This window comes from Methylophaga sp. SB9B (assembly GCF_004832235.1).
In the GTDB taxonomy this organism is placed as follows: Bacteria; Pseudomonadota; Gammaproteobacteria; order Nitrosococcales; family Methylophagaceae; genus Methylophaga; species Methylophaga muralis.
The window spans coordinates 109,193-131,755 of the sequence record NZ_SSXS01000010.1 but is presented as its reverse complement, the minus strand read 5'-3'; the positions used below and the strand labels follow the sequence as shown (position 1 = coordinate 131,755).

The window sequence follows — 22,563 nt, the reverse complement described above, 5'->3', positions numbered from 1 at the left end:
TGGTTCAGGAAGATTTTGCCATCGCCATAAGACAGACCACGGTTAACGGTATCGCAGCACATGACTGGTACAGTTTCATCGTAGTTTTGTTTTGGCTCATATTTCCAGATGATGGCGCCATCGTTGTCCAAGTCAAGAGCAAAAACGATGTTTGGGAACGCTGTATGAACGTACATAGTGCCGTCGATGACCAAAGCATTACCTTCGTGGCCACGTAAAACACCAGTTGAGAAAGACCAAGCCATTTTCAAATCTTTGACATTGTCTTTAGTAATTTGAGTCAGTTCGCTATAACGAGTGTTTGCATAGTCACCTGCAGGCATCACCCAGTTATTAGCATTTTTTTGCATTTCGATGAGTTCATCGGCAGCAACCAGACCTGGTGCTGCTAAACCCATCATTGCGATTGATAATGTTTTCAGCTTCATAAAGTTGTCCTCTATTTACTTTTTAGTATTTACGTCACGACTTGTTCGGGATGAACCTCATGCGTATGACGAACCTTAATCCCACTTCCCGAGTTCGTCAAGAACTTTACTCAAGTTTTTTGTGAGTATTTCCATCTATTTTTCGGGAATAATTTCCCGACAACTTAAGTGATTGTAAATAAAGGACTTTATTTTTTAGCTAAAATCAGGCATGATCTTTGATCCATGAGATCGATCGCTCAATTGCTGCCAGTGCGCGCTCACGTCCATACAACTGAAGTGTGGCATCTAGAGAAGGGGAAATGGTATTACCGGTAATAGCAACACGGATAGGCTGTGCCACCTTACCCATACCAACCTCATGTTTTTCCGCACAATTTTTGATTACGTCGTGGATAAGTTCCGCCAGCCAATTACTGAGATCAGTTAACTCTTTGAGTACAGCTTCAAGCAATGGCAAGCTGGTTTCATTAAGGTTTTTTTGTGCCGCTTTTTCATCGTATGTGTCTACATCACGATAAAAATACACACTGGATTCCGCCATCTCTTTGAGCGTTTTTGCACGTTCCTGTAACAATACCACTACATCCACTAGAGCTGGACCTTCTGCAGGGTCGATGCCTAACTCGCCCATATGCCAACTCAAATGCTGAGCAACATATTCGGGAGCGCTGGTTTTAATGTAGTGCTGATTCAACCAGAGTAATTTCTCAGTATTAAAGCTTGATGCCGCTTTATTCACGTCTTGAATATCAAATAACTGTGTCATCTCTGCCAGTGAAAAGATCTCTTGATCGCCATGAGACCAGCCTAATCTAACCAGATAATTCAGTAACGCCTCGGGAAGATATCCCGCATCACGATAGCTCATCACACTGACCGCACCATGGCGTTTGGAAAGCCGTGCACCATCATCGCCTAAGATCATCGGCACATGAGCAAAAACCGGTGGTTTCGCACCTAATGCCTTAAAAATGTTGATTTGACGAGGTGAATTATTCAAATGATCATCACCACGAATCACGTGGGTCATCTGCATATCCAAATCATCTACAACCACGGTGAGATTGTAGGTAGGCGTTCCATCTGGACGAGCAATAATCAAATCGTCCAGTTCACTGTTTTCAAAAATAACATTGCCACGAATCGCATCTTCCACCACCACTTGACCAACTGTTGGGTTTTTAAAGCGGATAACCGGCTCTACACCTTCACGCGGGGTGGATAGATGACGACATTTGCCGTTATAACGCGGTTTTTGCTTATTCGCCCGCTGCTCTTCACGCATCGCTTCCAATTCATCTTTACTGCAATAACAATAATAAGCGTCGCCCTGATCCATTAACTGCTGAATAATCTCTTTGTAACGGTCAAAACGCTGCGTTTGATAAAACGGGCCTTCGTCATAATCCAAGCCCATCCATGTCATGCCTTCGAGAATGGCATTAACGGATTCTGCTGACGAACGTTCCAGATCAGTGTCTTCAATCCTTAAAACAAAACGGCCTCCATGTTTTCTGGCATATAACCAGGAAAAAAGAGCGGTACGAGCGCCCCCCACATGTAAGTATCCGGTTGGGCTGGGTGCAAAACGCGTGCGAATTGTCATAGTCAAAAGTTCTCTGCTAGCGATATAGATAGATTGCGATAAAGTGCGCTATTGTATCAGTTCACGCGACGTCATTTAGAGAGTCATCCGCATGCCTTTGTTGATTTTATTATTATTCATATTGATTCCTTGGTCAGCCAGGGCTTCGGCTGATGCATTAGAGAGCTATGTGATACAACAGGTTTCTGAGGGCGTTTATTATCATCAGGGTGTTCATCAGGAAGCTGATAGTGAAAATTTGGGGCAATCGCTAACGTTGGATTCATTATTGGCGATGAATGTGTAGCAGTAATTGATAGTGGGGGTAGTTTTCGAGAAGGTGAATTATTACATGCCGCTATTCGTGCAAAAACCGAGCTGCCAATCTGCTACGTCATCAATACACATGTTCATCCTGACCACATATTAGGTAATGCAGCATTCAAAAACGATAAGCCTAAATTTATCGGGCATGAAAAATCGCCGGCTGCCATGATCAGTCGACAACAACATTACGCCAAACAGTTTTCAGAAATTTTAGGCAGTGCCTATCAAGGAGCAGAGTTTATCGAAGCCGATATTCTCGTTACCACGGATGCTCCTTTACGCTTGGATTTGGGTAACCGACCCATTATCTTAACCGCCTATACCACGGCACACACTGATCATGACTTAACAGTTTATGATGTCAAAACCAGTACTTTATGGACCGGGGATCTACTGTTTGTTGAACGTGTTCCGGCACTGGATGGCAGTATTAATGGTTGGATTGATGCGCTTGATAAATTGATACAACTAAATGCAGCAATGATCATTCCTGGGCATGGAACAGCTTTTGCGCGTGAAGAATCAGTTGGCTGGCAAAATTTATTGAACTATTTGACAACGATTCGAGAAGAGATACGATTCATCATTAATGATATGGGAACCATCGAAGAAGCCATTGCCTCAGTAGGCAAGCAAGAAGCTGAAAAATGGAAACTTTTTGAAGATTATCATCGTCGAAATGTCACCGCTGCATTCGTTGAATTGGAGTGGGAATAATAATAACGAGGGGAGAGAAAATCATGGGGCGCTTTTCAATTTTTACCAGCATGCTCGCCATGCTGATCAGTTTTAGTTTTACAGCACATGCAACCACAGCAGAACAAGATTTATGGGCGGGACTTAAACAAACCTATTTTGGTGATCGTGAAATACGTGATAATGCAGATGACTTGTTGGTGCTGGAAGCGCCCACCAGAGCCGAAGATGCTGCGATTGTTCCTATAAGCGTAAAATCGCTGCAACCACAAACGGCTGATAGATATATTAAAAACATTCATATCATCATCGATAAAAACCCGATGCCGTATTCAGCCAATTTCCACTTGTCTCCAGCACTTGGCGAAGTAGATATCGCCACTCGTGTGCGAATTGATCAATACACCGATATGCGAGCCATTGCAGAAATGAATGATGGTTCTCTGCATATGGTTTCACGTTTTGTAAAAGCTTCTGGTGGCTGTAGTGCACCAGCCGGTAAAGATATGGAAGCGGCGATGGCTCGGCTTGGCAAAATGCAGATTCGTATGCGTGAGGCTAATATCGGCGAAACAACTCAAGCCCAAGTGGTTGTAAGCCACCCTAACAACAGTGGCTTACAATTTGATCAAAAAACTCGTGGCTATATCCCGCCACACTATGTCAAAGAAATGGTGATTGAATTTGCTGGTGAAAACTTGATTACCTTAGAAGCCGGAATTTCTATCAGTGAAGATCCAAGCGTACGTTTTAACTTTACCCCACAAAAACATGGTGTATTAAAAGCAGTTGTTAGTGACAGTAAAGAAATGACATATAGCCTGGATAAGCAGATTTAAACTTTCAGAGACACAAAAAAAAAGGCCGTTTAAACGGCTTTTTTTAATCTAATGAAGTGATGTTATTGAATACGGCAAGTTTTATAGGCGGCGGCAGAAACTTCTTCGTATTTTTTTATCTCACTACGTAATTCTTTGTGATCACGGAACTGAGCGCCCCGATCTGCGGGAAGATTACGATACATATAGGCTGTACTGATATCTTCAAATTCAGTCTGAGTAAAAGCGTCATCTAGTAGATCAATCACGCATGAACATTTATGAACACCTTCATACAGGTTTAACTTGGTATTGGCTTGCATACAATCATTCACATATTGAACTTTATTCACTGTGCTGAAATCAGCGACGCCATCAGCGAACGCTGTAGCAGATAACATTGACATACTGGCCAAAAGAACTGTCAGACTGGCTTTCTTCATTCTCTACTCCTAGGTTTTATTATATGGTGCTGGTGTGACTGGCAATCAAAAAGATAAGTTCCTACTTAAAAGCAGGATATTGCCACTATAACAGACCGCCAATCAATCTTTCTAAGCGAGTCGCTGGAGCAGTTTAATTTCCTCACACAAAAAACATAGGGTAAAATCAAGTGTCAACCTATAACACATCACGCCATGCTTAATGCCGGAGAACATGATGAAAAAATTACTGCTTCACCTCGATACTGATCTTGTAGCGAGCACATTTGACCAAGCTGTTGCCTACGATTCCGGTGTCGATAACATCATCGCCCATGGTGGAGCGACCCGTGACAATGTCACTGCCCATGTTCACGGCATGATCTTTACACGTGGTGGAAAAAACCTTAAAAATAGCGCAATTTTCATCGGTGGTTCGAATGTTGCGGCGAGTGAATTAGTAGGCGAAGCCGTTAAAAAAGCCTTCTTTGGCCCGGTACGTGTTTCTGTAATGCTCGATCCAAATGGTTCTAACACTACAGCAGCAGCCATTGCTCGCAAGGTTATGACCGACTATGACATTACCGGCAAAAATGTAGTGATCATGGGCGCAGGTCCTGTAGGTCAACGCACTGCTTTATATTTATTGAAAGAAGGTGCAGCAAAAGTTGTATTGACCTGCCGAAGCATGGCACGCAGCAAAGCCACCGTAGAACACATGAAAAAAGCCTACGGCGTAGATGTCATACCTGGCGAAACCCGAAGTGATGAAGCTGTTGAAGCGTTACTTAAAGATGCTCATGTAGCAATTGCTGCCGGCCCAGCTGGTGTTTGTATTGTTCCTGAATCAACCTGGACTTCCAGCAAAACCCTTGAAGTTATTGCTGACGTCAATGCTGTTCCACCATTAGGTGTAGAAGGCATTGAAGTAATGGATAACGGAACGGAAAAACAAGGCGTTCGCTTTTACGGTGCCATTGCAATTGGTAATTTCAAAATGAAAGTCCACCGTGGCGCTGTCGCTTCTTTATTCGACACTAATGATTTGTTCTTGGACGAAACCACTATCTACGATATCGCATGCAAGATTGATAACGCATAGTGACAACAATGCAGCAACCGGTTTTACCTGTCCAACATCAAACGATTTTTGTACAGGGTCCGGCAAGACTCCACCTTGGTTTTCTGGATCTGAATGGCGGCTTAGGCCGCCATTTTGGCAGTATCGGGTTGGCAGTTAACAGTCACCATACCAAACTCAGCATTGCTGATCTTGATGGACTGCAACAGTCTGATATCTCGGTTCCAGAATCTACCAAGAACAAAATCACCAAACTGATCAATCAGTTTTATCTCACCTTGGGAAAAAATATCCCTGAAGATTTGCGTCGAACCAAAGTCAATGTGCATTCATTGATTCCAGAACATGCTGGACTTGGCTCCGGTACCCAGCTTGCTCTGGTTATTGGACAGCTGTTGGCAAACTACCATCAACTCGATATTCCGACCCCAACCATTGCGCAAGCTTTGGATCGTGGCAAACGTTCAGGTATCGGAATTAGCACATTTGATACAGGCGGGTTTGTGGTTGATGCCGGATTAGGACCGCACTCACCAACGCCAGTGCGTTTATTTCAACAAGCATTCCCATCTCAATGGCGATTGGTGATGCTGATGGATAAAAACCATCAAGGTATCCACGGGCAAACTGAGATCCAAGCCTTTCAAACCCTGCCAGAATTTCCTTTGCAACACAGTCAACGCATTTGTCACTTGACCCTGATGCAATTATTACCGGCGTTAATCGAGCAGGATATCGACTTGTTCGGTAGCGCGGTCAGTGAAATTCAAACATTGATCGGTCAACATTTTGCCCCAGCCCAAGGAGGTCAATACACCAGCAAACCAATAGCAATGCTCTTAGAGCATGCAAAATCATTAGGATTTAACGGCATGGCTCAAAGTTCATGGGGCCCACCTGCTGTGTATTTACCAACAGTCAAGACCAAGCAGATCAACTTATCGCTGAACTACGTAGCAAGATGGATTCAGATCCACAGTTACAAAATATCGAATTGCTCAGTGCCGCTGGCGTTAATCAAGGTGCTAGCATTACAATCGACAGCCAGACCAAACATTTTAATAACATAGTGAGGGATTAATATGTCCAAGCGTTCCATCATTCATATGCTCAACCCAATGAAGCAAAACAGTCCTTTTGATATCAACATGGCACTGGATGCCGGTTACGACCTCATCATGCCGTACAACAATGTTGAGTTAAATGAAGTGGCGGGGTTAACGCAAGATGCTATTTTCTCTCGCGGACCTGCTGGCGTGAAAAAAACTGGTCTTTTTATCGGTGGCAGAGATATCGGCCTGGCGATGGATATGCTTGACGCAGCCAAATCAGCTATGGTTCCTCCTTTTGAAATCCCAGTATTTGCTGATCCAAGTGGTGCATTTACCACTGCAGCAGCGTTGGTAGCCTGTGTTGAACGTGAACTTAAAAAGCATTTCAACCAAGATTACAAAGGTTGTAAAGCCGTAGTGTTTGGTGGTACAGGCCCTGTTGGCTTAGCAACCGCCGTTATTGCCGCCCTGCAAGGAGCGCACACAACAATTGTCGATCACTTTTCCTTAGATACTGCGCTGCAATTCTCTGACGAAGCGCGTAAACGTTATGGTGTAAATTTACGAGCCACAACTGCGGCCTCTGATGCCGATAAAGCGCGTTTGTTAAGCGATGCCGATGTGGTTTTCTGTACTGCTAAAGCGGGTGTTCAAGTATTGAATGCATCAGTACTTGAAGATGCAAAACAATTAAAAGTGGCTGGTGATGTAAACGCTGTTGCACCATTAGGTATCGAAGGCGTTGAGCTGATGCATAATGGTGAACCACTGAAATTTGCACCACAATGTCCTAAATCAGTAGGTATCGGTGCACTGGCTGTAGGTAATGTGAAATACAAACTGCAACAAGCCTTGCTCAAAGAAACATTAGAGAGCGATAAACCGGTCTATCTGGATTTCCGTAATGCCTTTGAAGGTGCGCGTAAACTGGTTTAACCCCGATTAGGAGCCGGACATGCTTGAACGTCCCAAGCTCCTGTTAGTCGTCGCTCAAAGTGGACGAATGCTGGCGCAATCAGCAGCACGAGAAGGCTATCAAGTCCGTGTTGCTGATTGTTTTGGTGATGTTGATACACTCAATGTTGCTGATCGATATCTCAAACTGCCTCCTCCAAATAAAGCAAATCTTCATAAATGGTTACAGGTGATCATTCGCTTAAGTGACGATCAGCCTTGCTGCCTAATCTTCGGTACAGGTATCGAAAGTTTCTATCCTCTGCTAGCAGAGCTGCCTCCTCATATCAGCTATATCGGTTCATCTCTAAACAGTATTGAACAGCTTTCAACTCCGACAAAATGGATAGGTCTGCTTGAAAATTTAGGATTGCCGCATCCATCAACTCGATTTACCAAAGGTCAATTGTTCGAAGGAAAATGGTTAGCGAAGTCCGTCGGTGCATGGGGTGGAAGCCACATAATCGCTGCAGACTCTGCCACTCAAAACAGCGATGTTTATTTTCAGCAACAAATAGAAGGCATCAGTGCTTCGGTATTGTTTCTGGCAAATGGAAACGATTTTCGAGTATTACTTTTCAACCGACAATTTCCGGTAAATCCAGCTATAGCTGATTTCAGCTTACAAGCCATTGGTAATGGCTTGCTGCTTAATGAGCAACAGCAACACATTATCCAGGACGCATTACAAAAGCTTACCAAGCATCTCGGCTTATCAGGTTTAATGTCATTGGATTTTATGGTGGATGCCGCAGGAGAAATTTTCCTGCTGGAAATTAATCCTCGTCCTACTGCATCCTGCCAGTTACTAGCTAAAGATTCACCGCTTATCCGTTGGCAGCTATTGAGCTCCGCCAGTCATTTACCTGAAATACCTATTGAACTTGCCAGCAGAAAACGACTCTTATGGTTCTGTTTCGCGCCACACAAAATAACGATACCGGCAGAATTTGATTGGCCAGATTATTGTTTCGATCTGTCGGCAGCAGGCAGTATTATTGAAGCAGGCGATATCCTTTGCAGTTTACTGTTAGAGCATAACAATGCGGATCCCGATCATTTTGATGGTCATGCATTTGCAAACAAATTGATTGAAAATTTATCGGTCTCAGCTTGAAAACACACTACGCACTACCCATATTACTGACAACTTACTCTTAAGGAACTTCGAATGAAACGAATCATGTTGTATCTCGCCACCAATATAGCGGTGCTAGCGGTATTAAGCGTGACGATGCGATTACTCGGCATTGACAGTCTGCTGGATGAGCAAGGCTCTGGTTTGAATATGACTTCGTTGCTGATTTTTGCTGCAGTGATTGGTTTTAGTGGTTCATTTATTTCATTGGCAATTTCAAAATGGACAGCAAAACGCCTGACAGGCGCTCAGGTGATAACCGCACCTAAAAATCAGACTGAAAAATGGCTGGTCGATACTGTGGCGCGTCAGGCACAACAAGCTGGTATTGGCATGCCGGAAGTTGCTATTTATAACTCACCCCAACCTAACGCCTTTGCTACAGGCATGAACCGAAATAATGCCTTGGTTGCAGTCAGTTCCGGCTTGATGCAATCAATGACGCAAGATGAGGTTGAGGCGGTACTTGCTCATGAAGTCAGTCACGTAGCGAATGGTGACATGGTGACGATGGCGTTGATTCAAGGTGTGGTGAATACCTTTGTTATTGTATTGGCGCGTGTTATCGGTCATTTGGTGGACCGCGTGGTATTTAAAACAGAGCGAGGTCATGGCCCGGCATTCTGGATCACCTCAATCATTGCCGAATTAGTATTGGGTATACTCGCCAGTATTATCGTTATGTGGTTTAGTCGCCAACGTGAGTTTCGAGCTGATGCCGGCGCAGCCCGCTTGGTAGGCTCAGGAAAAATGGTCGCTGCATTGCAACGCCTGGCTGGAACTTCTGATGAGCCGTTACCAGATCAACTTCATGCAATGGGTATTTCCGGTGGACGCGGTGGTATCAGCGCACTGTTTATGACCCACCCTCCTCTGGAAAAACGTATTGAAGCATTACGCACAGGACGTCGCTAGATCACCATAGAGGTGACCACAAAAAAGCGGTTTATAACCGGCTTTTTTATTCGTGAACAGTGTTAGAGATCTTCTTCTTCAAAGTTGTAATCAAGCTGGTCTGAAGGTTTATGAATATAAAATCCTTGGGCGTAATCAGCTCCTAACCGCCACAGCAGAGCCATACTCACGGCATCAGAAACAAACTCGGCTATCGTGCGTTTGCCTGCCTGTTTTGCCATTTCAACAATCGCTTTAATCGCTGCCTGATTTTCGGTGTCATTGGCCATGTTTTCGACAAAATTGCCGTTAATTTTCAGATAATCAACATCCAAAACGCTCAGACTTTGCGAGAAATCGATCCCCGATCCAAAATGCTCTAATCCAAACTCACAACCAATGGCCTTAAGCTTGGCAATGGTATTTTTAGTATCTTCCAGATTCTCTAAAGCGGCCGTTTCACTGATTTCAAAGATCAACGCCTGCCCAGTAAGATTGTGCGCGGATAAGGTAGCCGATAACCAGTTCACATAGTCTTTTTCACGCAGCGTCTGTTCGGAAAGCTTAATAAAAAATCGTGTTTTAGGATGTATTTTTCGATGTTCAGAAAGTTTTTTTAGCGCTGTCCGAATCACCCATTTATCTACTTCCGTCATCATCTGCAGTTTGATGGCGTGCTGAATAAACTCTTCGGCGCGTATTGTTTTATCACTGTCCTGCAGCCTTAATAAAACGTCATACAACTCCTGCTGCGGACCATGCAAACCAACAATTGGCTGAAAATGCAGACTAAATAAATCTTTGCTTAAGGCATTTTGTAAAATTGATTGCCAGACCGACAGATCATCAACCTCTGTCTGTAATAATTTTTCCTTGAATCTGGCGACTTGATTACCGCCAGCATGCTGTGCCTGGGTACAAGCCTTATCGGCATTTTCCAAAGCAGTCTGGGCGGAAGCGACATTTTCACTTATACGTGCAATACCAATGCTGCAATGTAAATCAATGATTTTTCCGTTGGCATGAGAAACAAACTCATCAATCGTTTTCAGATAGGCTTGAGCTCTATCATTAACATAACTTTCTTCTACACTTGGAATCACAATGGTAAAAATTTGGTCGCCATAACGGCCTAACTTTTCCCCTTCTTCTGCCATGTTCAATAGCAGCTCGCCAACACTTTTAATGACAGAGTCACTGGTGGCGAGACCAACCATTTCTTTTATTTGTTGAAAGTTATCGAGCACCATATACAACAAAGCCGAATCACTCTGGTTTTCAGCTGCTTGATTAACCGCAAATTGGAGTTCATCCACAAAGCGCGTACGGCTATATAAACCTGTTAGGGAATCAAAATCGCGTACTCGTTTTAACTGTTCATTATCATCACTGACAGCGACGTTTCGGTCACGCACCACAACCTGAGTACAATCCTCGCCTTCCACCTGAGCATGACTGAATTCGATATCAGCAACAAAAGCATAGCCACCGCTTTTCAAGCATTGAACAGTTACAGTGGCTGGTTTGGCATCGGCTTGTTCGGTAAATTGGCGAAACACCATTTTGAACTTGGCATGATCTTCACTATCAATCAAATCCAGAATCGGCAAGCCATCAACATCTTCCTGATCTTGATAACCAAACAAATTGAGATAAGCGCGATTGACGTAGATATGCATACCTTCATGCATATACGCCACCGCATCACGTGAGCTTTCCAGTAACGCTCGTGAACGTTTTTCGCTCTCACGCAGCGCCCGTTCATTACGACGCCCTAAACGGCGCATAAATAAATTATCCAGTTCACGCTCGGCGACAAACTTCAGTCGTTCCACATCGCCTTTTAAAATGACATCTTGTACGCCACTGCGAAACAGTTCTTTTTCGGCATTTTTATCGTCAGTAATGACAACACAAGGTAAATCCTTGCCGAGGTGTTTGATTAAGTTAACAATTTCGATGGGCGCCAATGCTGGTAAATGATCGCGGCAAATAAGCAGATCCCAGCTTTGTTTGGCCAGACACTTTTCGACGGCATCAAAATCATCCTCTCGTCCAGCTCTGACAGCATGACCGGCACTGCGCAGGGTATTGATAACAGCATCAGCTTCCGTCAGCGAATCATCAACAATTAATAACCGTAAAATGCCTTCAGCTCTCGCCACGCTGCTCACCTTTATTAAATTGCACCGGTGTTTTCCCTTCCAATTGGGTCATGGATAGTGTCATCCAGTCATACGCTTGCTGGTTAACGGCATTTGCCGATAAATCCTGAGTGTTAATCTTAGCGCCAATTACCATTTTGATCACACCCGGTCGTTTCAGGAAGCCTCTTTTTGCCCAAAAACTACCCGCATTATGCGCTACTGGCACGACCGGTACAGCTGCATCCACAGCCAATCGAGCACCACCGATACCAAAGCGTCCCATAGTACCGGGTGGCAGACGAGTTCCTTCAGGAAATACCACCACCATCGCACCTGATTGTAACCTTTCTTTCCCTTGCTCAATCACCTGATTCAAGGCTTGTCGACCGGCATTACGATCAATGGCAATAGGCCTTAATGATGCGAGTCCCCAACCAAAAAACGGGATCCACAATAATTCGCGTTTCAAGACCCAGACCTGAGCTGGAAACACTGCCTGTAACGCTAAGGTTTCCCAGGCAGATTGATGTTTGCATAAAATCACACACGGTTCAGTCGGAATATTTTCTCGTCCTTCAACTTCTAGTCTCAAACCACAAATCACTTTCAGCAGCCAGATATTCATTACCGCCCAGCGGCTGACTACCCAGTATCGTTGTTTGAATGGCAATATTGGCCAGATCAGTACTCCAATGACCGAAAATAGAATGGCCGTCAGAGCGTAGACAATCATGAAAATAAAAGAACGGAAAGTCTGCATCAAATCGCGGCTTCCAATAATGCATCGGCTACAGCAGCCAGATTGTCATACACCGGCACGCCTTTCGGGATACCTTTCTTAAAGGTTTTTTCGCCTTTACCAGTACGCACCAGTATTGGTTTGGCACCAGCCGATTGTGCAGCCTGAATATCACGTAACGAATCACCTACCGCAGGAACATGATCTAGCTTTACCCGCAAGCGATGCGCTAGTTCTTTAAATGCTGCATCCTTAGGTTTACGGCAATCGCAATTATCATCCGGGCCATGCGGGCAGAAAAAAAATGGCCTCGATGCGTCCACCGACTTGCGCCAGCATGCGTCGCATTTTGCTGTGGATACGGTTGAGGGTTTCGACATCCAGCAAACCTCTGGCAATGCCAGACTGGTTAGTAATGATCACCACCCGATATCCAGCATAATTCAGCCTCGCAATGGCTTCCAGACTGCCCTCGATAGGCTCCCATTCTGCCGGCGATTTAATAAAATCATCAGAATCATGGTTTATCACACCATCACGATCGAGAATTATCAGCGACATATACGCATCCTAATTTTGTAATCGGGAAATATCCGCCACACCCAGGAACAACGCCCGAGTCTGATTTAATAACGCCAGACGATTATGACGAATGGCTTCATCTTCTGCCATAACCATCACTTCGTCAAAAAACGCATCAATACTTTCGCGCATATCGGCTAGTCTGCGTAATACTCCGGTGTAGTCGGCTTGCTGCATCAACGGTTCAACATCTGCGGATACACGTTTTAAAGTTTCTGCGAGTTGTTGTTCAGCTGTTTCTTCAAGTAACGCGGGATTTAACTGGTGATCCGCTTCATAAGCGCCATTTTTACGCAGAATATTATCGATACGCTTATTACCTGCCGCCAGTGCTTCAGCCTGCTCCATCTGACGGAAAGCTGATACAGCCTGCATGCGCTGCATGAAATCCAATGGTCGGGTAGGTTGTAACGCCAAAACAGCCTCAAATACATCACCATGATGACCGGCATCGGCCGCATAACCACGTAAACGGTCAAACAGATATTGCATTACCGGAGCGACAACATCTGTTTCGGTCAGTTGTGTATCAAAGTTTCCGACCGATTGCTGTAACAACTCAGCAAGATCCAGATCCAGATTATTTTCAATAATTATTCTCAGCACACCCAACGCAGCTCGACGAAGAGCAAATGGATCCTTGGCACCTGATGGTGGCTGGCCGATACCAAACAAACCGCATAAGGTATCGATTTTCTCGGCTAGACTCAGTGCTTGACCGGTTTTACCCTGCGGTAAAATGTCTCCAGCAAAACGAGGTAAATATTGCTCATCCATTGCCAAGGCAAGTTCTTCCTGCTCACCATCCAGACGGGCATAAAAACTGCCCATAATGCCTTGCAGTTCCGGGAATTCACCGACCATTTCGGTAACCAAATCACATTTAGCCAACATCGAGGCACGTTCGGCCAGTGCTATATCAGCACCAATTTTACCTGCAATAAAACCAGCCAACTTGGCAACACGCTGGGATTTGTCATAGACCGTGCCCAATTGATTCTGGAACACGATGGTTTTGAGTTGTTCCTGACGATCTGCCAGTGGGCGTTTTCTATCGGTATCCCAGAAAAATGCTGCATCACTTAAGCGAGGCAGAATGACTCGTTCATTACCGGCAATAACCTGCGCTGGATCACGACTTTCAATATTACAAACGGTAATAAAATAAGGCAGTAACTTGCCATTGGCATCTTCTACCGGGAAATATTTTTGATGTCCCTGCATAGATGAGATCAAAGCTTGCGATGGCAGTTCGAGAAACCGTTTTTCAAACTCACCCGACAAGGCAACTGGCCATTCCACCAGTCCAGCAACTTCATCCAGCAATTCGTCATCAATAATGGCTTGTCCACCCAGTTGGCTGGCCAATTCACTTACCTGCCCACGAATAGCTTCACGACGCTCTGCAAAATCGACCATCACATGGCCTTCGCTGAGCAATTGCGGCGCATAGGTCTGTGGACTGCTGATTCGAATCGCCTGGGGATGATGAAAACGATGTCCATAACTTAGTTGATTAGATTGCACACCCAGCAGGCTGGCCGGAATAATCTCATCACCCAGCATCAACACCAGCCAATGCACCGGCCTTACAAATTCTTCAGACAAACTGCCCCAGCGCATGCGCTTGGGAATCGGCAATGCCGCCAGTGCCTGCTTGACAATTTCTGGCATTAACTCAGTGGCAGCTTGGCCAGCTTGTTGTTCGCGATAGACTAACCAGGCACCTTTATCAGTTTGCAGTGTTTCCAATGCATCAACTTCCACACCGCAGGAGCGGGCAAACCCCTGCAACGCTTTGGTTGGATTGCCATCTTCATCGAATCCAGCAGTAACAGCAGGGCCACGCTTTTCGATATTGCGATCGGCCTGGTGAGTCTGCAGTCCGGTAATCACTACCGCTAAACGGCGGGGACTAGCATAGGCTTTGGAAGTTGAGAAAGTGAGTTCTGCCTCAGTTAATCCTTTTTCAATCCCTTTAAGTAAAGCATCACTCAAAGTCGACAAAGCTTTTGGTGGTAACTCTTCCGTACCTAGCTCCAACAGGAAATCACGTACATCGCTCATGACTGCACCTCTTCCTGGTTAGCTAACATCGGGAAGCCGAGCGATTCACGGCGGTCGTAATAAGCCTGAGCGACAGCTCTGGCCAATGTTCTGACCCGCAGAATAAAGCGCTGTCTTTCAGTCACCGAAATTGCTTTACGCGCATCCAGCAGGTTAAAGGTATGTGATGCTTTCAACACCATTTCATAAGCAGGTAATGGCAAGCCCGCTGCAATCATTCGTTCACTCTCTTTTTCACAATTATCGAACTGCTGAAACAGATGTTCGGTATTGGCATGTTCAAAGTTATAGGTCGACATTTCGACTTCGTTCTGATGAAACACATCGCCGTAAGTGACTTTGCCTAATGGCCCATCGGCCCAGACCAGATCGTAAACACTGGCAACACCTTGCAGATACATGGCGATACGTTCCAGACCATAAGTGATTTCACCGCTTACGGGCTTACATTCAAGCCCACCAACCTGCTGGAAGTAGGTGAACTGTGTCACCTCCATGCCATTGAGCCAGACTTCCCAGCCCAGTCCCCAGGCACCTAAAGTCGGTGATTCCCAGTTATCTTCAACAAAACGAATATCATGAATTGCGGTATCGATTCCCAGCATGCGTAATGAGCCAAGATACAGTTCCTGAATATTCAACGGTGATGGTTTGATCAACACCTGAAACTGATAATAGTGCTGCAATCGATTGGGGTTATCACCATAACGACCATCAGTCGGTCGACGGGAAGGCTGGACATAAGCCGCACTCCATGGCTCCGGGCCTATCGCCCGTAAAAACGTTGCCGGGTGGAAAGTACCTGCTCCCACTTCCATATCATAGGGTTGCAATAACACACAGCCTTGCTCCGCCCAGTATTGTTGCAAGCGCAGAATCAGCTCTTGAAAGGTTTTTGGCGTGGCCGCCACAGTTGCCGCAGAATCACTCATTGAGAAAATTGTCTTCGCATGACTAAAAATGCACTGATTATAGCGAATAACACCAGGGCTTGTAGAGACAACTCAGCAATCATTGAAGCCTTTGCTGGTAATGGTATTTTGTGACTGCCACCGTGAAGAAACAGATACGGTACAATGCAGCGACCCTTGAAACGTTAAAGAGCAGAATCATGTCGCGACTAATCGGCATCGTGATGGACCCCATTTCGGCCATCAATATCAAAAAAGACAGCAGTTTTGCGATGCTTTTGGCCGCTCAGGCCAAAGGCTGGACTATCCAATATATGGAACAGCAGGATTTGTATCTGAGTCAGGGAAAAGTCATGGCCAGTATGCGAGATCTGCATGTCACCGAAGATGCCAATAATTGGTATCAGTTAGGCGAAGCCAAAACACGCAGGCTCAGCGAGCTTGATGCGATTTTGATGCGCAAAGATCCACCATTTGATATGGAATATATCTACAGCACTTACCTGCTGGAACAGGCGCAATCTGAAGGTGTATTGGTAGTGAACCATCCGCAAAGTCTGCGTGATGCCAACGAAAAATTATTCACTGCCTGGTTTCCTCAATGCTGCCCGCCGACCATGGTGACCCGCAAGAAAGAGCTGATGCGGGAGTTTCAGGAACAGTACGGCGATATTATTATCAAACCTCTGGATGGCATGGGTGGCGCATCGATTTTCAAGGTCAGTCAGGGCGACCCCAATTTTTCAGTGATCGTCGAAACCTTAACCGATCAAGGCAAAAAATCGGTGATGGTGCAGCAATATTTACCGGCTATCAAAGATGGTGATAAACGCATTTTACTGATTAACGGCGAACCGGTGCCCTATGCTCTGGCACGGATTCCTGCTGCAGGTGAAACTCGCGGAAACCTGGCAGCAGGTGGTCGCGGCGAAGGTCGCGAATTAACCGAGAGAGATCGCTGGATCTGCCAACAGGTCGGCCCGAAATTACGTGAGAAAGGTTTGTTATTTGTTGGTTTGGATGTGATTGGTGATTATCTTACCGAGATCAATGTCACCAGTCCGACCTGTATCCGCGAATTGGATCGGCAATTCAATCTGAATATTGCCGGGGATTTAATGAATTGTATTGAGGCGCATTTATGAAGACTGTTTTACACAGCCTTTTATTGGTTATTGGTCTAACTTTGTTAACTGCTTGCGGTGACAGCGATCGGGCGTTACAAGCCAAGTTTTATGCATTTGGCACTGAAATTGACGTCAGTCTTTATGGTGTTGATCAGGAGGCCGCAGCCAAAACCATTGATGCGTTGGAACAGTCCTTTTCCGATGTAAATGATCTGTGGCATGCATGGCAACCCAGTGTGTTGACAAAAATCAATGATGCCATCGCTGCTGGCGAACCAATTGAAGTCGATGACAAAGTCGCCTCAGTTATTTTACTGGCACAGACTTTGGCCCGTGAGAGTGGTCAATTGTTTAATCCAGCTGCCGGAAATCTGTTCAAACTATGGGGCTATGAGCAGGATAACTGGTTTGAGTCGCGTCCACCGCCAGCCCAGGATGACATTGATGCCTGGCTTGCTGATAGCCCGACTATGGAAGATATTCAGATCGAAAATGGTCTGTTAACCAGTAACAACACCAATGTTCGCCTCGGCTTTGGCGGCTTTGCCAAAGGCTATGCTGTTGATAATGCAATCGCCATATTGCAACAACAGGGCATTCAACATGCTGTAGTTAACATAGGTGGCGATTTACGCGCTATCGGTAAACATGGTGAGCGGCCTTGGATTATTGGTATTCGCCACCCTCGACATGACAGAGTTCTGGCTTCCGTTGCAGTCAGCGATGATGAAAGTGTTTTCAGCTCTGGTGATTACGAACGATTTTTTATTTATGAAGGCAAACGTTACCCACATATTCTGGATCCACGCACTGGCTATCCTGCCGATCAAGCGATGTCTTCCACCGTGATTCATGAGAATGCTTCGTTGGCAGATGCTGCTGCTACCGCGATTTTTGTGGCGGGAAGAGACTGGCCCACAGTTGCTGCTGAAATGGGTTTGAATATGGTGATGTTGGTCACAGCAGATGGCGAAGTTGAAATGAGTCCTGCGATGCAGCAACGTGTCAGACTAACCGGACATGATCGTGAACCTATTATCCGCGACATTCCGCAAGAGTAATTAAATGATTCGCACCTCAAGCGCCACTGATCGCTTTATTCTGACCATTATTGGCTCAGTAATTTTGCATGCGATCGTGGTGCTTGCCGTCAGCTTTAATGTGACCTCTCCGCCGACCAATGCGCCGGTCAATCAGCTGGATATCACCTTGGTCAAACAGCAAACCGAACAAGCTCCGGAAGAACCCAGTTATCTGGCGCAAGTCACCAATGAAGGTGGCGGTGAAACTCAAGAAAAATCGCCAGAACCTACACCAGACATGGCTGTACCGATTGCCGAAGAACCACCGGCATCAACTGATCCATTACCTGCTCCAATCACTGAACTGGTTCCTGTGCCGGTTGAAACTGTTGCCCCTGAACCGGTTCTGGATGAAACACCCATAGTTGAAGATGTGCCAGCCGTAACTGAGCCTGTCGTGGTTGAAGCAGCGCCGGAACCACCCGTGGTTGAGACACCTGCAGAACCTCTTGAACCTAAGCCAGAGCCTGAAACTGCCAGCAAAAAAGTCACTACCGAAAACGCCGAGCGTAAAGTTGAAACAACGGAAATCGTTACCGAGTCTGTTGTTGATGCGATCGAAACCATCGAGATGGAAACACCCAAGTTATCGGGTTCAGAGCTTATTGCCCGGGCGCGCAATGAAATTGGTTCCTTACAAAGCGCCATGGAGAACAACAGTAAGTCGCTAAGTGAAACCCCGAAAAAGCGTCGTATTTCAGCAGCGACTAAGGAATATTCCGCTGCAGCGTATATGCGGGCCTGGGAAATGAAAGTCGAACGGATCGGCAATATGAATTATCCACAGGAAGCCAAGGATCAAGGCATTAATGGTAGTTTGATGCTGTCCGTTGATATTAAACCGGATGGCAGCGTGCCGCCGGATGGCATTGTTGTGTCACGCTCATCCGGGCATAAAGTGTTGGATGACGCCGCAGTTCGCATTGTGCGTTTAGGCGCACCCTATGCTGCTATCCCCGAAGATGTGCTTCAAGGCAGCGATATGCTGACCATTATCCGTACCTGGAAATTTGAAAGTGCTAGGGGTATGTCAGCCCGTTAAATGAAGCTAACTCGCTTGGTTTTGCTGATATAACTGATAACCGATTTCGGCCTTACTGCGATTGTTATAGGCCAAGTTCAATTCTGTTTTCAATCGTTCTGCCACTTGCTGCAGCACCTCAAGTGAACCGTGACGTAATTCGAGTTCAATCTCATGAATCATCGCACGACGGTCGCCCGAACCGGCTTCGCCAAAATCGTAGGCCAGTTCAATCAAGGTATCATCAGAGGCTTCCAGCAAACGAATGTCACGCTTAAATTCGGTGAAGAACAAACGTTGTAACTGCTTCCAGCTGCCACTGTCATCAACGATAGGTGCCAATGGTGTCTGACGTAACAATGGTAGATCAAACTCGCCATTCATAATGGGATGCTCCCATTCTTCACGCTGATGCAGGCCATCCTGAACTTTGCCGCTGGTTTTTACTGTTTGCAGCCACTGGTCATCAATTTGCCGCATCCGTAAGGCAATGCCCTGTTGTTTCAGTTTCAATTGTGGCGTATCAAAATATTCGGTACGCAACTGCAACTGTTTCTGCTCATGGGTCATCGCTTGCAACCAATCCAAATCAGCAAGGTTGAGTTTGCTATCGCCATTCACGGCGAGTTTCATTTCCTGTTCAAGACTCATTTCAGTAACGGCTTTAAATAATGTCCGGTATGCGAACGTGGATGTTCGGCAATCTGTTCGGGCGTCCCCACGGCAATGATTTCACCACCACCAGCACCACCTTCAGGTCCCATATCAATCACCCAATCAGCGGTTTTCACCACATCCAGATTATGTTCAATCACCACAATGGTATTGCCACGATCCCGCAGATGGTGAAGCACTTTCAGCAGTTGCTCGATATCGTAAAAATGCAGACCCGTGGTTGGTTCATCCAGAATGTACAGCGTTTTACCGGTATCGCGTTTTGACAGTTCTTTGGCCAATTTAACCCGCTGTGCTTCACCGCCAGATAGTGTTGTAGCGTTTTGTCCCAGCTTGATATAGGTCAAGCCAACATCAATCAGTGTTTGCAGTTTTTTCGCTACCACCGGAATATTTTCGAAAAACACATTGGCATCTTCGATGGTCATATCCAGCACTTCGGTAATGGTTTTGCCTTTATAGCGAATATCCAACGTTTCACGGTTATAGCGCTGGCCTTTACACACATCACAAGGCACATAAATATCGGGCAAAAAGTGCATTTCCACTTTAATCAGGCCATCACCCTGACAGGCTTCACAGCGACCGCCTTTGACATTAAAACTGAAACGTCCTGGCCCATAGCCGCGTGCTCGTGCTTCCTGAGTACCGGCAAATAATTCTCGGATCGGGGTAAATAAACCGGTATAAGTCGCCGGATTGGATCGCGGTGTCCGGCCAATCGGGCTTTGGTTAATCGCCACAACTTTATCTAACTGATCTAATCCAAGAATTTCTGTATGCGGAGCCGGCTCCTCCGAAGCGCCATTCAGCGTTTTGGAGGTCAACTTGAGCAAGGTTTCATTAATCAGCGTAGATTTACCAGAACCTGATACGCCGGTGACACAGGTCATTAAACCAATTGGAATATCCACATCGACCTGTTTAAGGTTATTGCCGCAGGCACCACGCAAGCCAATTGACTTGCCGGCGTGAGCAGCTTCGCGTTTGGCTGGTATTTCGATCTTACGACGACCTGACAGGTATTGGCCGGTGAGCGAATGCTCACTATCCATAATGTCTTGTGGTGTACCACGTGCCACAATCTCACCGCCATGTACCCCGGCCCCCGGCCCGATATCCAGCACATAATCGGCACTGCGGATCGCATCTTCATCATGCTCAACTACGATTACCGTATTCCCCAGATCACGTAGTCGAGTCAGCGTCGCCAGCAACCGATCATTATCACGTTGATGCAGACCAATTGACGGTTCATCGAGGATATACATAACACCGACCAGACCGGCACCGATCTGACTGGCCAGACGAATACGCTGGGCTTCACCACCTGATAAGGTATCGGCACTACGCGCCAGCGAAAGATAATCCAATCCGACATTGACCAGAAAACTCAAACGGGCACTGATCTCGCTGACAATCTTGCTGGCGATTTCTCCACGCTTACCAGGCAATTCTAATTGCTGGAAAAAGCGGGTGGCTTCACCAATTGGCATCGCAGTAATTTCGGGCAAATTGGTTTCATTAATAAACACATTACGTGCAGATTCGGTTAAACGTGTGCCATGGCAATCGGGACATGCTCGAATTGAATGAAACTTGGCTAGTTCATCACGAACGCTGCCAGATTCAGTCTCGTGGTATCGGCGTTGCAGGTTAGGAATTATCCCTTCAAATGCATGTTTACGGCTGACTCGTTTGCCACGATCACTGATATAGCTGAAATCAATTTCAGTGCGACCACTGCCATACAGAATCACTTGGCGGACATTCTCAGGCAATGAGTCAAATGCCGCATCAATATTGAATTGAAAGTGATCTGCTAATGACAGAATCATTTGGTAATAATAAGCATTGCGACGATCCCAACCGCGAATCGCACCAGCGGCCAAACTCAGCTCCGGATGAGCAACGACGCGTGAGGGATCGACAAACTGTTTAATGCCCAGACCATCACAAGTTGGGCAAGCCCCGGCGGGGTTATTAAACGAAAACATCCGTGGTTCAAGCTCTGCAATCGAATAACCACATTCGGAACAGGCAAACCGTGCAGAAAACAGAGTTTGGTCGGTATCATCATCCATCGACACCACTTTGGCCACACCATCGGCTAATTTCAGAGCCGTTTCAAATGATTCTGCCAGTCGTTGTTGAAGATCTTCACGCACTTTAAAGCGGTCAACTACGGCTTCTATCGTGTGTTTTTTGCGTAATTCCAGCTCCGGCGGATCATCCAGTTCAACCACTTCTCCGTTGACTCGGGCACGAACAAAGCCTTGAGCTCGCAGCCCCTCAAACACTGACAGATGCTCGCCTTTACGGTCTTGAATCACTGGTGCCAAGAGCATTAAGCGCTTGCCTTCGGGCATGGCTAACACGGTATCAACCATCTGGCTGACGGTTTGTGCTTCCAACGGCAAATGATGGTTCGGGCAACGTGGCTCACCGGCGCGAGCCAACAATAACCTCAGGTAATCATAGATTTCAGTAATCGTGCCGACGGTGGAACGTGGATTATGCGAAGTCGATTTCTGCTCTATGGAAATAGCAGGTGAAAGCCCCTCGATATGATCGACATCCGGTTTTTCCATCATCGATAAAAACTGTCTGGCGTAAGCTGACAGAGATTCAACATAACGCCGCTGACCTTCCGCATACAAAGTGTCAAAAGCCAGTGACGATTTGCCTGATCCAGACAAGCCGGTAATCACAATAAGCGCATCTCTGGGCAGGTCCAGATCAATGTTTTTCAGGTTGTGAGTACGGGCGCCGCGAATACTGATACTTTTCATGCCTGTTCCGTAGTAAAATCGA

Annotated in this window: 21 protein-coding genes and 1 pseudogene; 11 read left to right on the top strand and 11 right to left on the bottom strand. The window is 46.0% G+C overall.

All coding sequences use genetic code 11. The annotated features are described in order from the left end of the window. A pseudogene (locus E8Q33_RS11660) lies at positions 1-428 on the bottom strand (PQQ-binding-like beta-propeller repeat protein); the annotation flags it as partial. Positions 429-633: 205 nt separating this feature from the next. After that, positions 634-2,037 carry a glutamate--tRNA ligase gene (gene gltX / locus E8Q33_RS11655; RefSeq protein WP_136554907.1) on the bottom strand — a complete coding sequence of 468 codons (1,404 nt, stop codon included), beginning with the start codon at positions 2,035-2,037 and terminating at the stop codon, positions 634-636. Between the two features lie 91 nt (positions 2,038-2,128). On the opposite strand from gltX, the gene E8Q33_RS16160 reads away from it, so the two are divergent. From E8Q33_RS16160 to E8Q33_RS11645, 3 genes are read left to right on the top strand one after another with little or no spacing between them, the layout of a single operon-like run. Then, positions 2,129-2,323, top strand: a complete 195-nt coding sequence (locus E8Q33_RS16160; RefSeq protein WP_247870072.1) for a hypothetical protein — start codon at positions 2,129-2,131, stop codon at positions 2,321-2,323. Next, positions 2,284-3,060: a quinoprotein relay system zinc metallohydrolase 2 gene (locus tag E8Q33_RS11650; protein ID WP_371413297.1), complete on the top strand. Its 777-nt coding sequence runs from the start codon at positions 2,284-2,286 to the stop codon at positions 3,058-3,060. Before E8Q33_RS16160 ends, E8Q33_RS11650 begins: the two co-directional genes overlap by 40 nt. A 23-nt stretch (positions 3,061-3,083) precedes the next feature. Then, a complete protein-coding gene (locus E8Q33_RS11645; RefSeq protein WP_247870071.1) occupies positions 3,084-3,878 on the top strand; it encodes a quinoprotein dehydrogenase-associated SoxYZ-like carrier in 795 nt (264 codons plus the stop codon). Positions 3,879-3,940: 62 nt separating this feature from the next. On the opposite strand, the gene E8Q33_RS11640 is transcribed toward E8Q33_RS11645, so the two are convergent. Then, a complete protein-coding gene (locus tag E8Q33_RS11640) occupies positions 3,941-4,300 on the bottom strand; it encodes a hypothetical protein (RefSeq protein ID WP_069295486.1) in 360 nt (119 codons plus the stop codon). A 214-nt stretch (positions 4,301-4,514) separates the two neighbouring features. On the opposite strand from E8Q33_RS11640, the gene E8Q33_RS11635 reads away from it, so the two are divergent. Genes E8Q33_RS11635 through htpX form a run of 5 tightly spaced genes read left to right on the top strand, consistent with a single transcriptional unit; the run spans position 4,515 to position 9,419 of the window. Continuing rightward, positions 4,515-5,381, top strand: a complete 867-nt coding sequence (locus E8Q33_RS11635; RefSeq protein ID WP_245652050.1) for an NAD(P)-dependent methylenetetrahydromethanopterin dehydrogenase — start codon at positions 4,515-4,517, stop codon at positions 5,379-5,381. An 8-nt stretch (positions 5,382-5,389) separates the two neighbouring features. Then, positions 5,390-6,430: a beta-ribofuranosylaminobenzene 5'-phosphate synthase family protein gene (locus E8Q33_RS11630; RefSeq protein ID WP_136554904.1), complete on the top strand. Its 1,041-nt coding sequence runs from the start codon at positions 5,390-5,392 to the stop codon at positions 6,428-6,430. A gap of 12 nt (positions 6,431-6,442) precedes the next feature. Further along, positions 6,443-7,348 carry an NAD(P)-dependent methylenetetrahydromethanopterin dehydrogenase gene (locus tag E8Q33_RS11625; protein ID WP_069295483.1) on the top strand — a complete coding sequence of 302 codons (906 nt, stop codon included), beginning with the start codon at positions 6,443-6,445 and terminating at the stop codon, positions 7,346-7,348. 19 nt (positions 7,349-7,367) lie between these two features. Then, a complete protein-coding gene (locus E8Q33_RS11620; protein ID WP_136554902.1) occupies positions 7,368-8,483 on the top strand; it encodes an ATP-grasp domain-containing protein in 1,116 nt (371 codons plus the stop codon). Between the two features lie 54 nt (positions 8,484-8,537). Next, complete coding sequence (gene htpX / locus E8Q33_RS11615; protein WP_136554900.1) at positions 8,538-9,419, top strand: protease HtpX; 882 nt, start codon at positions 8,538-8,540, stop codon at positions 9,417-9,419. Positions 9,420-9,481: 62 nt separating this feature from the next. Here htpX and E8Q33_RS11610 read toward each other — a convergent pair whose 3' ends face one another. The 6 genes from E8Q33_RS11610 to glyQ are packed head-to-tail and all read right to left on the bottom strand — an operon-like array spanning position 9,482 to position 15,865. Next, complete coding sequence (locus E8Q33_RS11610; protein WP_136554898.1) at positions 9,482-11,563, bottom strand: EAL domain-containing protein; 2,082 nt, start codon at positions 11,561-11,563, stop codon at positions 9,482-9,484. Next, positions 11,550-12,305: a 1-acyl-sn-glycerol-3-phosphate acyltransferase gene (locus E8Q33_RS11605; RefSeq protein ID WP_136554896.1), complete on the bottom strand. Its 756-nt coding sequence runs from the start codon at positions 12,303-12,305 to the stop codon at positions 11,550-11,552. The genes E8Q33_RS11610 and E8Q33_RS11605 overlap by 14 nt, the downstream gene beginning before the upstream one ends. Next, the gene (locus tag E8Q33_RS16805; RefSeq protein WP_371413296.1) at positions 12,305-12,607 is read right to left on the bottom strand and encodes an HAD hydrolase-like protein; all 303 of its coding nucleotides are present in this window, start codon (positions 12,605-12,607) and stop codon (positions 12,305-12,307) included. Before E8Q33_RS16805 ends, E8Q33_RS11605 begins: the two co-directional genes overlap by 1 nt. Then, positions 12,561-12,845 (bottom strand): HAD-IIIA family hydrolase, encoded by a 285-nt coding sequence (locus tag E8Q33_RS16800; RefSeq protein ID WP_371413295.1) that lies wholly within the window; start codon positions 12,843-12,845, stop codon positions 12,561-12,563. Before E8Q33_RS16800 ends, E8Q33_RS16805 begins: the two co-directional genes overlap by 47 nt. Positions 12,846-12,854: 9 nt before the next feature. Beyond that, positions 12,855-14,933, bottom strand: coding sequence for a glycine--tRNA ligase subunit beta (gene glyS / locus E8Q33_RS11595; protein WP_136554894.1), 2,079 nt, complete (start codon positions 14,931-14,933; stop codon positions 12,855-12,857). Next, on the bottom strand, positions 14,930-15,865 hold the full coding sequence (glyQ, locus tag E8Q33_RS11590; protein WP_069295477.1) for a glycine--tRNA ligase subunit alpha: 936 nt from the start codon (positions 15,863-15,865) through the stop codon (positions 14,930-14,932). Before glyQ ends, glyS begins: the two co-directional genes overlap by 4 nt. Positions 15,866-16,044: 179 nt before the next feature. Here glyQ and gshB point away from each other — a divergent pair, with 179 nt between their 5' ends. The 3 genes from gshB to E8Q33_RS11575 are packed head-to-tail and all read left to right on the top strand — an operon-like array spanning position 16,045 to position 19,095. Continuing rightward, positions 16,045-16,989, top strand: coding sequence for a glutathione synthase (gene gshB, locus E8Q33_RS11585; RefSeq protein WP_136554892.1), 945 nt, complete (start codon positions 16,045-16,047; stop codon positions 16,987-16,989). Continuing rightward, complete coding sequence (locus E8Q33_RS11580) at positions 16,986-18,032, top strand: FAD:protein FMN transferase (RefSeq protein WP_136554890.1); 1,047 nt, start codon at positions 16,986-16,988, stop codon at positions 18,030-18,032. Before gshB ends, E8Q33_RS11580 begins: the two co-directional genes overlap by 4 nt. Positions 18,033-18,036: 4 nt before the next feature. After that, complete coding sequence (locus E8Q33_RS11575; protein WP_136554888.1) at positions 18,037-19,095, top strand: energy transducer TonB; 1,059 nt, start codon at positions 18,037-18,039, stop codon at positions 19,093-19,095. A gap of 6 nt (positions 19,096-19,101) precedes the next feature. Here the strand turns inward: E8Q33_RS11575 and E8Q33_RS11570 are convergent, their stop codons facing one another. Together E8Q33_RS11570 and uvrA are read right to left on the bottom strand one after the other, a co-directional pair. After that, complete coding sequence (locus tag E8Q33_RS11570; protein ID WP_136554886.1) at positions 19,102-19,725, bottom strand: inorganic triphosphatase; 624 nt, start codon at positions 19,723-19,725, stop codon at positions 19,102-19,104. Then, positions 19,722-22,541, bottom strand: a complete 2,820-nt coding sequence (gene uvrA, locus E8Q33_RS11565) for an excinuclease ABC subunit UvrA (protein ID WP_136554884.1) — start codon at positions 22,539-22,541, stop codon at positions 19,722-19,724. The genes E8Q33_RS11570 and uvrA overlap by 4 nt, the downstream gene beginning before the upstream one ends. Positions 22,542-22,563 lie beyond the last annotated feature (22 nt).